Source organism: Vibrio tarriae (genome assembly GCF_002216685.1).
GTDB classification, from domain to species: domain Bacteria; phylum Pseudomonadota; class Gammaproteobacteria; order Enterobacterales; family Vibrionaceae; genus Vibrio; species Vibrio tarriae.
Genome location: NZ_CP022353.1, coordinates 1,668,404 through 1,684,705 on the forward strand (window position 1 = coordinate 1,668,404; position 16,302 = coordinate 1,684,705).

12 protein-coding genes are annotated in these 16,302 nt (G+C 46.9%); 3 read left to right on the forward strand and 9 right to left on the reverse strand.

The annotated features are described in order from the left end of the window. The first annotated feature begins 17 nt into the window (after nucleotides 1-17). Nucleotides 18-2,165 carry a phosphate acetyltransferase gene (gene pta / locus CEQ48_RS13270; RefSeq protein ID WP_089071575.1) on the forward strand — a complete coding sequence of 716 codons (2,148 nt, stop codon included), beginning with the start codon at nucleotides 18-20 and terminating at the stop codon, nucleotides 2,163-2,165. Between the two features lie 97 nt (nucleotides 2,166-2,262). On the opposite strand, the gene CEQ48_RS13275 is transcribed toward pta, so the two are convergent. The 6 genes from CEQ48_RS13275 to CEQ48_RS13300 all read right to left on the reverse strand — a co-directional run bounded on the left by CEQ48_RS13275 (nucleotide 2,263) and on the right by CEQ48_RS13300 (nucleotide 8,968). Next, nucleotides 2,263-3,210: a glutathione S-transferase family protein gene (locus CEQ48_RS13275; RefSeq protein ID WP_089071576.1), complete on the reverse strand. Its 948-nt coding sequence runs from the start codon at nucleotides 3,208-3,210 to the stop codon at nucleotides 2,263-2,265. 150 nt (nucleotides 3,211-3,360) lie between these two features. Then, nucleotides 3,361-4,353, reverse strand: coding sequence for a murein tripeptide/oligopeptide ABC transporter ATP binding protein OppF (gene oppF / locus CEQ48_RS13280; protein WP_000110067.1), 993 nt, complete (start codon nucleotides 4,351-4,353; stop codon nucleotides 3,361-3,363). Further along, a complete protein-coding gene (locus CEQ48_RS13285; RefSeq protein ID WP_000054402.1) occupies nucleotides 4,350-5,321 on the reverse strand; it encodes an ABC transporter ATP-binding protein in 972 nt (323 codons plus the stop codon). The genes oppF and CEQ48_RS13285 overlap by 4 nt, the downstream gene beginning before the upstream one ends. A gap of 27 nt (nucleotides 5,322-5,348) precedes the next feature. Then, entirely contained in the window at nucleotides 5,349-6,251 is a 903-nt protein-coding gene (oppC, locus tag CEQ48_RS13290) for an oligopeptide ABC transporter permease OppC (protein ID WP_000956293.1), read from the reverse strand. A gap of 13 nt (nucleotides 6,252-6,264) precedes the next feature. Next, nucleotides 6,265-7,185 carry an oligopeptide ABC transporter permease OppB gene (gene oppB / locus CEQ48_RS13295; RefSeq protein ID WP_000911062.1) on the reverse strand — a complete coding sequence of 307 codons (921 nt, stop codon included), beginning with the start codon at nucleotides 7,183-7,185 and terminating at the stop codon, nucleotides 6,265-6,267. Nucleotides 7,186-7,336: 151 nt separating this feature from the next. Then, the gene (locus CEQ48_RS13300; protein ID WP_089071577.1) at nucleotides 7,337-8,968 is read right to left on the reverse strand and encodes an ABC transporter substrate-binding protein; all 1,632 of its coding nucleotides are present in this window, start codon (nucleotides 8,966-8,968) and stop codon (nucleotides 7,337-7,339) included. Between the two features lie 623 nt (nucleotides 8,969-9,591). Here CEQ48_RS13300 and CEQ48_RS13305 point away from each other — a divergent pair. Both CEQ48_RS13305 and CEQ48_RS13310 read left to right on the forward strand, forming a co-directional pair. Then, complete coding sequence (locus tag CEQ48_RS13305; protein WP_089071578.1) at nucleotides 9,592-10,404, forward strand: phosphate/phosphite/phosphonate ABC transporter substrate-binding protein; 813 nt, start codon at nucleotides 9,592-9,594, stop codon at nucleotides 10,402-10,404. 3 nt (nucleotides 10,405-10,407) lie between these two features. Then, nucleotides 10,408-12,012 (forward strand): sensor histidine kinase, encoded by a 1,605-nt coding sequence (locus tag CEQ48_RS13310; protein ID WP_089071579.1) that lies wholly within the window; start codon nucleotides 10,408-10,410, stop codon nucleotides 12,010-12,012. A 28-nt stretch (nucleotides 12,013-12,040) separates the two neighbouring features. On the opposite strand, the gene nosR is transcribed toward CEQ48_RS13310, so the two are convergent. Genes nosR through CEQ48_RS13325 form a run of 3 tightly spaced genes read right to left on the reverse strand, consistent with a single transcriptional unit; the run spans nucleotide 12,041 to nucleotide 16,296 of the window. Continuing rightward, nucleotides 12,041-13,384, reverse strand: a complete 1,344-nt coding sequence (gene nosR / locus CEQ48_RS13315; protein WP_089071580.1) for a response regulator c-di-GMP phosphodiesterase, NosR family — start codon at nucleotides 13,382-13,384, stop codon at nucleotides 12,041-12,043. Nucleotides 13,385-13,393: 9 nt separating this feature from the next. Then, on the reverse strand, nucleotides 13,394-14,995 hold the full coding sequence (locus tag CEQ48_RS13320; RefSeq protein ID WP_089071581.1) for an EAL domain-containing response regulator: 1,602 nt from the start codon (nucleotides 14,993-14,995) through the stop codon (nucleotides 13,394-13,396). Then, nucleotides 14,995-16,296 (reverse strand): sensor histidine kinase, encoded by a 1,302-nt coding sequence (locus tag CEQ48_RS13325; RefSeq protein ID WP_089071582.1) that lies wholly within the window; start codon nucleotides 16,294-16,296, stop codon nucleotides 14,995-14,997. The genes CEQ48_RS13320 and CEQ48_RS13325 overlap by 1 nt, the downstream gene beginning before the upstream one ends. Nucleotides 16,297-16,302 lie beyond the last annotated feature (6 nt).

The following is a 16,302-nucleotide window of genomic DNA, read 5'->3' on the forward strand; positions in this document are numbered from 1 at the left end:
GTTGAGGTACTTTACCCATGTCCCGTACTATTATGCTTATCCCAATCAGCGCTGGCGTCGGTCTGACCAGCGTGAGCATGGGTCTCTTGCGTTCAATGGAGCGTAAAGGGGTTAGCGTTTCTTTCTATAAGCCTATCGCACAGCCACGTACTGGCGATGATCAACCTGACCTGACTTCTACTGTCATGAGCCGCAACAGCGACATCAAGATCGGCCAGCCGATGAGCATGTCTGCCGCAGAGACGCTGATCGGTAGCGAGAAGATGGACGTTCTGCTGGAAACCGTGGTTGAGCGTTACAACCAGATCAACAAAGATGCAGAAGTGACGCTGATCGAAGGTCTGGTTCCAACACGTAAACACCCTTTTGCTAACCAAGTGAACGCGGAAATCGCCAACACTCTTGGTGCGGAAATTGTGTTCGTTGCCACTCCAGGTACGGATAACCCGACGCAACTGAAAGAGCGCATTGAAGTGGCGTGCTCTAACTTTGGTGGCACCAAGAACAAGAGCATTTCAGGCGTTATCATCAATAAACTGAATGCACCGGTTGATGACGCGGGCCGTACTCGTCCTGACTTGTCAGAGATCTTTGATGATGCTGCTGACCATGCGAAACAAGCTAACCTTGAAGTGATGCAGATCTTCAACACCAGCCCAATTCGTGTGCTGGGCTGTGTGCCATGGAGCATCGACCTGATTGCGACTCGTGCTATCGATATGGCGAAGCACCTGAAAGCTGAAATCATCAACCCAGGTGAGATCAATACTCGTCGTATCAAGAGCATCACTTTCTGTGCTCGCTCTATCCCGAACATGATTGAGCACTTCAAACCGGGCTCACTACTGGTAACCTCAGCTGATCGTCCTGACGTGATTGTAGCTGCGGCACTCGCAGCGATGAACGGTGTGGAAATCGGCGCAGTACTTCTGACCGGCGGTTACGATATTCCGCGTGAACTGGTGAATCTATGTAAGCCCGCTTTTGACACGGGTCTGCCCATTTTCAAAGCGCAAGGCAACACGTGGCAAACGTCGCTGAACCTACAAAGCTTCAGCCTTGAAGTGCCAGCCGATGACAAAGAGCGTATCGAATTCATCAGCGAGCACGTGGCAAGCCACATTGATGGCCCATGGGTAGACTCTCTGACTGAAGGTGCGCAAGCGTCTCGTCGCTTGAGCCCACCTGCTTTCCGTTACCAGCTAACTGAATTGGCTCGTAGCGCGAACAAGCGTATCGTACTGCCAGAAGGTGATGAGCCACGTACTGTGAAAGCAGCAGCCATCTGTGCTGAGCGCGGTATTGCACATTGTGTGCTTTTGGGTAACCCAGAAGAGATCAAACGCGTTGCCGCGCAGCAAGGTGTTGAACTCGGCTCTGGCATCGAAATCATCGATCCAAAAGTGGCGCAAGAGAAATACGTGGCACGTCTGGTTGAACTGCGTAAGAGCAAAGGCATGACCGAAGTGGTGGCGCGCGAGCAACTGGAAGACACCGTTGTTCTCGGCACTATGATGCTTGAGCGTAACGAAGTTGATGGTCTGGTTTCAGGTGCGGTTCACACCACGGCGAACACCATTCGTCCACCACTCCAAATCATCAAGACCGCGCCCAATGCGTCTCTGGTTTCGTCAATCTTCTTCATGCTGCTGCCTGATCAGGTACTGGTATACGGTGACTGCGCGATCAACCCAGATCCAAACGCAGAGCAACTGGCTGAGATTGCTATCCAGTCTGCGGACTCAGCAGCCGCCTTCGGTATTGAGCCTCGCGTAGCGATGATCTCTTACTCGACCGGTACTTCTGGTCAAGGTGCAGACGTTGATAAAGTGCGCGAAGCAACCCGCATTGCTAAAGAGAAACGTCCTGATCTCATCATTGACGGCCCTCTGCAGTACGATGCGGCGATCATGGAAAACGTAGCGGCTTCTAAAGCGCCTAACTCGCCAGTCGCGGGCAAAGCGACCGTATTCGTATTCCCAGATCTGAACACCGGTAACACCACTTACAAAGCGGTACAACGTTCAGCGGATCTGGTGTCTATCGGTCCTATGCTGCAAGGTATGCGTAAGCCAGTTAACGACCTGTCTCGTGGCGCATTGGTTGACGATATCGTCTACACCATCGCTCTGACGGCTATCCAAGCGGGTCAAGAGCAGAAATAAGCGCTAGTCACAGTCATCTTTTCTGGTGACAGATAGGCAAAAGCCCCCGAAATTCGGGGGCTTTTTTATGCGCTTTATAGATTGCTATCTACCCTTTTCAACCAATTCGTTCACGCTGGTGTGGACTGAGTAGATCCACTTGCGGCCCGACTGGCACAACTTGAGTGGGGTTGATTGTGGTATGACTGAAATAGTAGTGGCGTTTAATGTGGTAAAAATCAACCGTCTCTTGGATGCTGGGGACTTGATACAACTCCCTTAAATAACCGCTCAGATGTGAGTAATCCGCAATACGCTGACGGTTACATTTGAAATGCCCGACATACACCGCATCAAAACGCACTAAGGTGGTAAACAAACGCCAGTCCGCTTCGGTGATTTGGTTTCCCGCTAAATAACGATGCGTTGCCAGATGCTGATCAACTTTATCCAACGCCGCAAACAGCGCTTCAAACGCTTCTTCATAGGCTTTTTGCGTGGTCGCAAAACCACAACGATATACCCCATTGTTGATGTGGGGATAGATGAATTCATTCCACTCATCAATCGCTGTGCGCAGCGCTTGAGGATAATAATCGGTTTGATTGCCCGTTAACTCATTAAATGCACTGTTGAACATGCGGATGATTTCGGAAGATTCATTGCTCACAATAGTGTGCCGCTTTTTATCCCACAACACAGGCACTGTGACTCGTCCGGTGTAATCGGCTTTAGCATGGGTATAGAGTTGATGTAGTTGAGTGTAGCCATACAGCGGCTCTGGTATGCCAAACTGCCAACCATGTGAGAGCATATCCGGACAGACAATCGTCACATCAATATGCGCTTGCAGTCCTTTGAGAGCACGAAAAATCAAGGTGCGATGTGCCCACGGACACGCCAAAGAGACATAGAGATGATAACGGCCAGATTCAGCTGCAAATTGCGCATCAGGCGTCGCTTTCACCCAGTCACGAAACCCTGCATCTTCGCGTATAAATTCGCCATCATGTTGTTTAGTGTCGTACCAAACATCGTGCCATTTGCCTTTAATTAGCTTGCCCATCTTGCCCCCAAATTCTCATCTTTTAGGCATTATAAGCAACTGGGCACGCCACTTAACCCAAGGCGATTGGTCGTGTTGTTCAAAATATTCGAATACAAAAAAAAGCGCGATCCGAACGAGGAATCGCGCTTGGCCCGTCACAGGCTGAATTTATGCCTCAGCGTACAAACAAGATACTGAGTGAATATCCGAACCTTTAATCACTGGCTTTGTCTTCGCACACTCTGCCGTAGCTTGCGGGCAACGAGTGCGGAACACACAACCCGATGGCGGGTTCATCGGTGAAGGCAGATCCCCTTCCAACATCTGAATGGTCTTATTGCGCTCGATATTGGGGTCAGGAATAGGCACGGCAGACATTAATGCCTTGGTATAAGGGTGTTTAGGGTTAGCAAACAGTTCTTTAGAAACGCCCAACTCTACCGCATTGCCCAAATACATGACCAACACGCGATCTGAGATGTGCTTTACCACCGAGAGATCGTGCGCGATGAACACCAGACTTAAACCGAGCTCTTTTTGCAGCTCTTTGAGAAGGTTAACGACCTGAGCCTGAATCGACACATCCAGAGCGGAAACCGGTTCATCACAGATGATCATCTTAGGTTTGAGGATCAGCGCGCGAGCAATACCGATACGCTGACACTGACCGCCTGAAAACTCGTGCGGATAACGGTTGATCACGTTAGGCAGCAAACCTACCTTGGACATCATCTCTTTTACCCGATCTTTCACTTCTTGCTTGGAAAGCTCGGGATAGAAGGTTTGCAGTGGCTCGGCAATGATATCTCCGACCGTCATACGTGGGTTCAATGACGCCAGTGGGTCTTGGAAAATCATTTGGATTTGCTTACGCGTTGCACGGCGTTTCACTTCCTGCATACGTGTTAAATCCTGACCTAACCACACTACTTCACCGTGAGTCGCTTGCACCAGACCAATAATGGCGCGTGCGAAAGTCGATTTACCACAGCCAGATTCGCCCACTACCCCTAAGGTTTCGCCTTCATACAGACGCACGTTAACCCCATCTACCGCTTTCAAGGTAACGGGCTTGGTCCATGGCCATGCCGATTTTGGGGTAATGTTGAAATGGACTTTAAGATCTTTAACGTCCAATAATAATTTTTTCTCTACGCTCATTTTGTCCAAGCCTCCCAATCAGAAAAACACGCACGTTGACGGCCGTTACCAAACGGCAGCAGGATCGGTGCTTCTCGCTTGCAGCGATCCGTCACGCGATGGCAGCGTTCTTGATAAGGACAGCCGACAGGCAAACGCAGCAAGTTAGGTGGGTTGCCCGGAATCGTCGGCAACACTTCCCCTTCGGTATCCAAGCGCGGGATCGCGCTCAGCAAACCTTCTGCGTAAGGGTGGCTTGGGTTATAGAAAATATCGTTTACTGAACCGTACTCCATAGTACGGCCGGCATACATCACCAGCACTTTATCGCAAGAGCCAGCAACCACCCCCAGATCGTGGGTGATCATGATGATTGCGGTATTGAACTCACGTTTCAGTTCGTTAAGCAGCTCCATGATTTGCGCTTGAACGGTAACGTCAAGTGCGGTGGTCGGTTCATCCGCAATCAGCAGTTTCGGGCGACACAGCAAAGCCATCGCAATCATCACCCGTTGACGCATACCGCCTGAAAACTCATGCGGATACATGGTGATACGCTTACGCGCTTCTGGGATCTTTACCGCTTCCAGCATGCGTACTGACTCTTCAAACGCCTCCGCTTTCCCCATACCTTTATGCAACATCAGCACTTCCATCAGCTGATCGCTCACTTTCATGTATGGATTAAGTGAAGTCATTGGGTCTTGGAAAATCATCGCGATTTGCTCAGCGCGCACTTTATTCAGTTCACGCTCCGGCAAATTAAGGATTTCTTTACCTTCAAATTTCGCGCTACCGCTGATTTTACCGTTTTTAGCGAGTAGCCCCATGATGGCAAATACGGTTTGTGATTTGCCTGAGCCAGATTCGCCCACAATACCTAAAGTTTCTCCCTGCTTAAGAGAGAAATTGAGATCGTTCACTGCGGTGACAATACCGTCTTGGGTAGAGAATTCTACGCGCAGATCTTTGACATCTAATAAACTCATCATTGCTTCCTTTTTATTCTTCTTGGTTTATCTGTCTTTTGGATCGAGCGCGTCACGTAGACCATCGCCGACATAGTTAAAGCAGAACAAGGTCAACACCATGAATGCGGCAGGGAACAAGAGTTGCCAAATAGCCACTTCCATTGTGTTCGCGCCCTCTTGTAACAGCGCGCCCCAGCTTGTCATCGGCTCTTGTACCCCAAGACCAAGGAAAGAAAGGAAAGATTCGGTCAAAATCATACTTGGGATCAGTAGGGTGGAGTAAACCGCTACAATGCCCAGTACGTTTGGCACGATATGGCGCGTAATAATGTTCCACTTGCTCACACCACACACATGCGCCGCTTCGATAAACTCTTTGCTACGTAGGCTCAAGGTTTGGCCGCGCACAATACGCGCCATATCCAGCCATGCGATCGCACCGATCGCGACGAAGATCAGCACGATGTTACGGCCAAAGAAAGTGACCAATACGATAACCAAGAACATGAATGGGATTGCGTAGAGGATTTCCAGAATACGCATCATCACACGGTCAGTACGGCCACCAATAAAACCAGACGCTGCACCATATAGAGTGCCGATCAATACCGCAACCAAAGCGCCCATGATACCTACCATCAGGGAGATACGGCCACCAACCAGCGTACGCACAAACAGGTCACGTCCAAGAGCATCGGTACCAAACCAGTGTTCAGCCGAAGGTGCTGCATGCATTGCATACCAATCTGTATCTTCATAACTGTATGAAGAAAGCATAGGTAAAATGATCACGGCGAGAGTGATCAACAGTAGAACAAACAGGCTGACCATCGCTGCTTTGTTACGCATAAAACGAATACGCGCGTCTTGCCATAAGCTGCGGCCTTGAATCTCAAGATTTTGCGAAAAGTTTTCAATCGCCGCTAAGTTTTCTTTTTTCGTCAACATTATCTAAGTCCTATTAGTAGCGAATCTTCGGATCGATGTAAGCGAGAAGAATATCGACAATCGCGTTAAACAAAATAAATAGGAAACCGATCAGGATCGTTACCCCCATAACCAAAGAATAATCTCGGTTGAAGGCGGCGTTAACGAAGAGCTTACCAATGCCTGGCAAACCAAAAATGGTCTCAATAACTACTGAACCCGTGATGATGCCGACGAAAGCTGGGCCCATGTATGACACAACAGGCAGCATGGCTGGCTTCAGCGCGTGCTTGACCACGATATAACCGTAACTCAGCCCTTTTGCACGAGCGGTGCGGATAAAGTTACTGTTCAGGGTTTCAATCATTGAGCCACGAGTAATACGGGCAAAAGTCGCGACATAAAGCAGTGACATCCCCAAGACTGGCAGAGCCATGTACTGGAACCCTCCGTCTTGCCATCCGCCTGCCGGGAAAATATTAAAATTAATCGCAAAGATATAAATCAACACAGGTGCCAACACGAAGGAAGGCATGACCACCCCTAACATGGCGGTGGACATTATGGTGTAGTCGACCCAAGTATTCTGCTTCAAGGCAGCTATGGTTCCGACCGTTACCCCCATAATGACAGTGAAGAAAAACGCGGCAAGACCGATTTTGACCGATACAGGCAGCGCGCTGGCGATCAGTTCATTCACCGTATAGTCTTTGTACTTAAACGATGGACCAAAATCACCCTGAACGATATTCGTCAAATAGGTTAGATACTGTTCAGAAACCGGTTTATCTAAGCCGTATTTGGCGTTGATGTTAGCCATCACTTCCGGCGGCAGAGGACGCTCAGAAGAAAATGGATTGCCTGGCGCGTAGCGCATAAGAAAGAAAGATATCGTAATCAACACCAACATGGTTGGTATCGCTTCAAATATCCTTTTAGCGATGAATTTAAGCATATGCTCACTCTTTCAATCTGTGACAAGGAAATGCAAAGACCCTGCATGTGAATTTCACATGCAGCGTCTACGTTACTTATAGTTTTATCCCGCTTAACTGGAGTTGCCGCAATACTACGCAGTCACTCCAAGTCGTTGGGTTACGGCTCTATTATTGAGCTTTGATGTAAAGATCTTTCATATAGATCTTGTCTTCCGCGTTGTTTGATGGATAACCACCAACCGTTGGAGAAACAAGGCGTGATCTTACGTATTGATAGATTGGTGCGATTGGCATATCGCGAGCCAGTAACTTCTCTGCATCAGCATAGAGTTTTTGACGCTCTTCTTCTGATGTTGACGTCATGGCTTTTTCAATCACGGCGTCGTACTCAGCATTGTGGTACTGAGGATCGTTTGAGGTGTTGCTTGACAGCATCAGAGTCAAGAAAGAAGACGCTTCGTTGTAGTCACCACACCATCCCGCACGAGTCACATCGAAGTTGCCTTGGCGACGAGTATCTAGGTAGGTTTTCCACTCTTGGTTTTCCAATGCGATATCAACACCCAGAGAGGTTTTCCACATAGATTGAACAGCAGTTGCAATCTTCTTGTGGTTTTCTGAAGTGTTGTACAGCAGAGTAAATTTCAGAGGGTTAGATTTGTTATAACCCGCTTCTTCCAGCAATTTCTTCGCTTCAGCAATGCGCTCTTTCTGAGTCATTTTGCCGTAAGCTGGCATTTCTGGGCTGAATCCCGCGGTGATTTCTGGCGTTAGGAAGTAAGCCGGTTTTTGGCCTTGACCTAAAATGGCATCCGAAACCACATCGCGATCAATCGCATAGGAGAGCGCTTGACGTACACGAACATCATCAAATGGTGGCTTTTTGTTGTTGAAGCCATAGTAATAAGTACAGAGTTGACCTTGTACTTGAACTGACTCTGGATGCTCTTTTTTCAGACGCTTGAAATGCTCAAGAGGCAGTTCATTCGTGATCTGAATTTCGCCCGATAGGAAGCGGTTCATCTCTGCCACTTGGTTTTCGATTGGCAGATAAGTCACTTTATTCAGAACCGTATTCTTGTCATCCCAGTATTGTGGGTTGCGCTTCAGTTCTAAACGCTCGTTAACCACCCATTTTTCAAGAACAAAAGCACCGTTTCCAACATAGTTTTCAGGCTTTGTCCATTGCTCACCAAACTTTTCCACTGTCGCTTTATGAACGGGTTTCACTGTTGTGTGACCCATCATCATCACGAAGTAAGGCACTGCACTTTCCAACTCAAACACGAGGGTTTTGTCATCAAGCGCTTTTACACCCAAAGTAGATTTGTCTTTCTCCCCAGCGATGATCTCTTTAGCATTCTTCATCTTGGTGTATTCCATATACCAAGAATAAGGAGATGCGGTTGCTGGATCGACAGCACGTTGGAAACTGTACACGAAATCGTGTGCAGTAACAGGGTCGCCGTTAGACCATTTCGCTTCTTTGCGAATGTGGAAAGTAAAGGTTTTGTTGTCTGTGGTTTCCCAACTTTCCGCAACACCCGGAACCACGTTACCGTTAGCGTCTTGGTTTACCAGACCTTCTAACAGGTCACGAATCACGTTGGACTCAGGAACACCTTCGGTTTTGTGCGGATCGAGAGACGCGACTTCAGTACCGTTACCACGAACCAGCTCTTGAACAGGAGCAAGTTTGGTACCAGCAGGAACATTCGCTGCAAAAGAGGTAAATGACGTGGTAGCCACCGCTAGACCAGCACCGAGAAGCAGTGCTTGGGTGATTTTGTTCTTATACATGCATAAACTCCAAGTTTTAGTATTGCATCCATGACTTCCATGTCAGGTATTCAGAACGGCTGATTGTTGTCGTTTGTCGTATAAGTTTTAAACAAAGACAACTTACACCTGACAGGGATTGCGGCACACATTAGCAATCATTGAATTAATTTGCCATAAAAATGTCTTAAAAACCGACTATCCTCTCTGGTTTTCTCAGACACTAGTAAAAAACTTCACGAATCTTAGTTATCTCTAGTTGATTAGAGCAAAGAAGCTGGCATAAACAGACAATTTGCTAAATTATCTAGTGCACCCTCAATGTACAGCGCATTATGCTAGATAACTCAGATCTATTTAACATTTTGTACACATACACGCCAACTCTTAATGACAATGCACTATCTCGCAGAGCTGAAATGTGAGCCACATCAAACCTCTATTTTAAGCAATCGTTTGGTACAAATAAGTAAGTTGTGAGCCTAATTCAAACTTATGAATACGAATCACGTGAAAACGTAAATTTTGCTGAACAGGTCGAATAAACCCAATTCATCACTTTTCTTTACCAGAAAATAATCACCTAGCTGATCAACCATTTTCTATACTTACCCCATTAGTATTAGAAACTCAAAGGTAACTTTATGCGCTACGGTTGGCTTGTGTTCGTCTGGTGTATGTCATCTCTCACTTGGGCTTCCACCCTCTCTTTTGGTGTCGTGCCACAGCAATCCCCTGAAGAATTGGCTAAACGTTGGGTACCGATTTTGGAAAACCTTTCCGAAACAACAGGCTCCTCGATTGAATTTCACACCGCGGCCACTATTCCGGAATTTGAACAGCGGGTACTCAAAGGTGATTATGATTTGGTGTACATGAATCCTTATCACTACACACTCTTCCATCAACAACCTGGATATGTGGCATTTGCTAAACAGAAAGAACAGAGGCTACAAGGCATCATAGTGGTTGCGAAAGAGAGCCCGATAAGATCCATACAAGATCTCGATGGAAAAAGTCTCGCCTTTCCCTCTCCTGCTGCCTTTGCCGCTACCATCATTCCTCAAGCGCTGTTAAGAAAAGAAGGGATAAATATTGAGTCTCAATATGTCTCCTCGCACGATTCTGTTTACTTGAACGTAGCGAATGGCTTTTTTGCTGCTGGTGGTGGTATCAAACGCACATTTAACAATGCCCCTAAGGCCATCACTAGCCAACTCAGAATATTGTGGGAAAGCCCCAGTTTTACGCCGCACGCTTTCGCCTATCATCCAAGACTGAACCCAGATCAGGTATCCGCGGTGCAAAATGCATTAGTTAACCTTGATCAGACCGAGAAAGGGCGTTTGCAGCTTCAAGCGATTGGTTTTTCGGGCATTGAAACCGCTCAAGACAGCGATTGGGACGACATCCGTGAATTAGACATCCAAACCCTCTCTCATCTGCTTAAGGAATAAGCGATGTCGATACGCTTAAAGACGATGCTTGGCGTGGCGTTGATCGAAGCTTTATTACTGACGATTTTGATCACCTTCACCCTAAGCTATCTTGAATCCACCAACTACGATGGATTACAAAAGCGCGCCCAAACTACGATTGCTCTGTTTGCCACTATGGTGAAGAATCCAGTACTGGCTTACGATCTAGCCAGTATCGATTCTGCCGCCACGTTAATGATGTCGAATCAAGATATTGTCTATGTGGCGGTCGAAAATCCTCATCGAAAACTCTTAACCTTTAAAGGCGCCCGCGATTTATTTGAAACTTATCACACGATTAATGATCAGGATTTTTCTAAACTCCAACCCATCTACACCGCAACGGATGTGATTGAAGTGAGTGGCACTCTGTTTGGCACTGTGTATATCGGTTTTGACCTATCCTATCTTGAGCAACAACTCGCCCACGCCCGCAAATGGACACTGCTGATTGTGCTGGGGGAAATGGGCTTAGTCGCGCTGTTTTCTTATCTCTTGGGCAATGCATTGACCCGGCGTTTAACAAAGCTCAAAACCGCGACCGATCAAATCACCTTCGGCAATCGTGAAGTGCAACTTGATATTCAAGGTCATGATGAAATCAGTCGCGTCGCCCACTCTTTTCAACAAATGGTGCAATCGTTGCGCCATTCAGAAGCAACCATGCGTGATTATCAACATCAGCTTGAACAGTGGAATTTAGAACTCGAAGATAAGATTAACCAGCGTACGGAAAACCTACTCGCAAAAAATCAACAACTTGAAGAGATGAATACCAAGCTAACCTTGATGAAGGATAAGCTGGTCGAAACCGAGAAAATGATCTCGATTGGTACGCTGGCCGCTGGATTTGCTCATGAAATTAACAACCCAAACGGCGCACTGAAAAGCCATTTACAGTTACTTCAACAAGACTTTAACCAGCTTAAAGTAGGCTTTGAACAGATTGATTTACTGCTTAGCGGAAGCGATTACTACGATAAGTTAACCCAAACCAAAAATGCGCTTTATCTCGAAGAGAGTTTTTCAGGTATTGCGGAAAGTATTAGAGATGCCCTGCACTGTGTCGACCGGATAAAATCGATTGTCGATAAAGTTCAGCGTTGCCAAGCCGAACCGGCTCCCCATGACAGCAGTTGGGTCTCGCCACTAAGCTTAGTGGAACAAACGATTCAAGTTTGTGGTTTGCGAGAATGGATCGTCTGGAAAGAGCAAACTCTCTACCCACCATTGATATATTGCTACAGCAACGATTTTGTGACGGCGTTGAGCGCTATTTTAAATAATGCCTATCAAGCTTACGCCTCCGATGACCCCATGATCCGTATCGAACTTTCGCTGCGTCATGATCATCAACAGCTAGAAATTGAGATTCGCGATTTTGGCCGCGGTATGAGTATCGAAGAAAAACAGCACGCTTTTGACCCCTTTTTCACCACTCATGATGTAGGCAAAGGCGTAGGCCTCGGCTTAACCGAAGCCTACAGTAGTATCAAAAAATACGATGGTGATATACAGCTCTTTAGTGAACTGGGACAAGGCACTCGCGTGTTAATTACTCTGCCTTTAGCACCCAACAAACCGTAACGACCTGACTAATCCTTATCCTATGCCCTTATCCTATGTAAACGGGGATCGGCATATTCATCTCTTGCTCTAACTCTTTTAGCTTACGCAATAAAGGCTCACTCATTGCGTTGCCAGCCGTCAGCATTAAATTGCCGTTAGGCAGATAGATATCACGTTTGATAACCATACCTGGGCGCACTTCGCTTAGGCTGACACAGAGCTCCATACCCTCTTCAATTCGAGTCACCGTACTCACAATCGTAATAAAGGCTTCCACCACTTTAGAGTCGTAATACACTTCGGCTTGCTGACGCAGATAGCCTTGCGCACTTTTGGTGTGCATGCGTCTTGGGTTATTCGCCCCAGCGACGAAGAAATCATAATCCTTGACGACTTTTATGATCCGCGCGCCTATGGGGATTTGCTCGCCACGTAAATGATCCGGCTTCCCCGTCCCATCATACAGTTCATCTTGATGGCGTATAATTTCCATCAACGGTTCAAAGCGCTTAATTCGGCCCACAATTTCTGCACCCAAAATGGGATTCACGTTGGGGGTAATGGGGATCTCCGAATCCTGATGAACCTTAACGACTTTCCAGTCATTGCTGGTTTCAGCAATCAGGCCAATTTGATGCATGAGCCCACATAAATAGACATGGCTGGCGACCGCTTCGGGTAATTTCAACTTGAGAGCCACCGATTTTGCCTGATTAGCGATCCGCTCAGCATGATCAGCAGGATAACCGGTGCGGTGTTGAATAATCGCCGTGACCATGGCCAGAATATCTTTGAACGTTTTATTACGTGAAGCGAGCGAGGCTTCTAGCCGCTTATTGCTTTCTTGCAACGCAACCGTTCGCTCTTGTACTTTCGCTTCCAACTCTTGATTAAATTGCGAGAGTTTAAGATTGTTCGCGGCTAACGCCTGATTGGCTACTTCAAGATCCTTATTACGTTCCTCCAACTCAAGGGTCAGGCGCTCTTTATCCCGACTTAAGCGATAGAATTCAGCGGCTTTACCTACAATAAGCTTTAGGTTTTCGTTGTCCCACGGTTTGCTAATGTAGGTATGAATTCCTCCCGCGTTAACCGCACGCACTGTCGATTGAATATCCGCATACCCAGTGAGCAACAAACGCACGGTTTCTGGCTGCATTTCTCGCGCTTTAGCAAGAAAATCAGCCCCATCCATCTCTGGCATACGCATATCCGAGATGATGATGTGGATTGGGTTTTCCTGCAGATATTCCAACGCATCAGCGCCGTTATCGAAGGTCACTACGTTGTAATCCATCCGCAACACACGGTTAAGCGCTTTCAAAATATCGTTTTCATCATCAAGCAACAGAACGTTTAACTTCTCATCGTGCATGTTATCCATTTGCATCGCGCTCCCCTATTTTTTATGGAGATAGTTCAGGACTTGTTGTGGCGAAATTGCCGGGCTAACTAAATAGCCTTGTACCATGTCGCATCCCATCTCTTGTAAAATTTGATACTGCTGCTCAGAGTCAACCCATTCCGCAATCGCCTGCATAGATAAAGACTTAATGCTAGAAATCATCGATTGTAAAATGACGGTACTTGATTCCGCCTTGCCCAAACTTTGAATGTATCGGCCATCAATCTTCACCACATCAAACGGAATTTCACACAAGTACTCATAACCGGAATACCCCGTACCAAAATCATCTAATGCGCAGCGTATTCCTAATGATTTTAGCTTATAGATCTCATGTTTAGCGGCATCAAAATCGGCAATCAAATCGTGTTCCGTGATCTCAACCGAGAGTCGAGGCAATGCATGTTGCGCTTGCGTCTCCTCAGCTACGCTCAGTAACAAACGATAAAAACTGCCGTCAGTGAGCATTTTCCCCGGAATATTTACCCCTATGGTGATGTCTTGTAAGACCGTATCTTCCGTGGTTAAAAAGGTCAAAATGTCGCGCACCATGACTTCGGTTAGCGTCGGGATCAAATGGTATTTTTCCAAAATCGGAAAAAACCGATCGGGCATTTCATACAATCCTTTGCCAATCACTCGTCTGGCTAAGGCTTCAAATGCCACCACAGCCCCCGAATCCATTTGCTTTTGAGGCTGATAAAAAGCGCAAAAATGGCCGCGCTGGAGATCGCGATAAATATTCAATAACTGTTTAATTTCAAGCGTTTCATCCGCATTTCCTTGCCAATAAATCGGTAAGTTATCGACTAAAGGCGCAGACTCAAGTAGCCGAGTGGCTAACCTGTGCTCAACGTCAGACCACGACTCAATATCGGCAATCCACCAATGCGGAATCTGTGTGACCTCAAAGGCTGCCGCATCCGTGGTTGAAGCAATATGAAAACTATCAATTAACTTAAATAATGTTTGATACCAAGGCGTTAAGCGGTGTGTGACCCAAAACCAATGAGAGCCGTCATGATAGACATGCTCTGTTTCTAGCCGTTGTTGAATAAAGTGCTGTGAAATTGCCTGCCGCTGTACATCATTAACCGGCGTTTGCCACTCCATGATCAACACGAGATAGGGGTGGTCAGCCAGTGACTGCAGCAATGAAATCTGTTTGTTGAGTGCTTGCAGTGTTTTCAGCCCGGAAACGGTATCGAACTCTTCACGGCGTTCTTTTTCACTAAAACACTGCAAGATAGTTTGCAGCAGATAGTTTCGCTCCCAAGGTTTGAGTAAGAACTTGTACAGTTCTCCTTCATTCAAGGCTCGCGATAATCCATCCATATCGGCCTGCCCAGAAAGAATCAACGACATAACATGTGGGTAGCGACGATTAATCTCTATCACCAAATCGGCACCATTCATACCCGGCATCCGATAGTCGGAAATCACCATCTGTACCGGATGTTGCTGCAAAAGTTCTAACGCTTCTTGCGCGCAAGTGGCGGTGTGCAGATGGGGAAAATAAGGACGCAACTCGCGTTTTAAAGCATTCAACACCGCGGGCTCATCATCTACCAACAGAATTTCGCGATGGGCTTGCATCAGGAAACTCCTTGCGAGCGCACTGCTTGCGGCAGTGTCACAAAGACTCGAGTTCCGACGCCTACCGTCGAACAGAGTTTTATTTTGCCATGATGTTCTTCAATAATTTCACGTGCCACGGAGAGTCCCAAACCCGCTCCGTCACCCACTTTTTTGGTGGTAAAGAAGGGTTCAAACACTTTTTCAAGGTGTTCAGCGCTGATCCCTTTGCCGTTGTCTTCAATCGACACTTGCACACGCGGAATACCTTCCCCCGGCCAACGTACGTCACAAAGTTCAATACGCACGACCCCTTCTTGGGTTGCAGAGACCGATTGCACCGCATTAATAATCAAATTGATAAACACTTGTTGTAGTTTGTTGTAACTACCGCGAATGTAATACGGTTTTTCGGGTGTGGGATACACAAACTGGGCACGGTGTTTCAGATCACCAATAATCAAAGCCAGTGCCGAACTCAGTACATCACGCATATCAATTTCCGCCATATTTTCATGGGTATGCGAATACACATTGAGGCTCGAAACGATATTTTTGATCCGCGATAGTCCTTCTAAACTCTCCATCAAGATGGCTTCGCTATCGGCGATCATTTCGTGAAGCCTTGGGTCTTCTATGGGCTGAATTTGTGGATGTTGTCTTATCTGAGTAACGTATTCCGTCAGGAAAGTGAAGTTACTCATTACAAACCCAAGCGGGTTATTGATTTCATGGGCGACGCCAGCGGCTAACTTACCTAAAGACGCCAATTTTTCTTCTTGCTGAGCCTGATGCTTATCAATAACGGTTTTGCGAAATTGCAACATGGAGTAAAGCGCACTTTTGGTGACATCAAATAGCGCATATAACTCATCGCGTTGTGGGCGAGTAAAACCATCCAACGTCGGCTGCATAATAAGCAGTAGATAATGATTCTCTGCAGTGTGGAACTTCGCCGCTAACGCGCTCAGGCATTCAGGAAAACAGTGCGCGTAATGCTCGCGCCACACTGGTTCCTCCTGCACATTCGGCATGCAATACCACTCATCCTCAATAAATTGAGGTAATGGCATTTTTTGGGGAATACCAGTTAAACCACTGGTTTGAATGATATGCCAGTGATCGTCTGATTGATGCTCAAGTAACGCAATCTGACACTCGGGCACTAAATCGTTGATGGTGGTCATCAAACTATTGAACTTACGCTTGGGTTTTACATTGGAAAACAGCACCTTAATAAAGGCCAACAGAGCAAAAGGGATATGGCCACCATTCCCTTGTTCTCGCATTGCTGCGCCAGAAGTACGTAGTTTCTCTACCATGCCGCC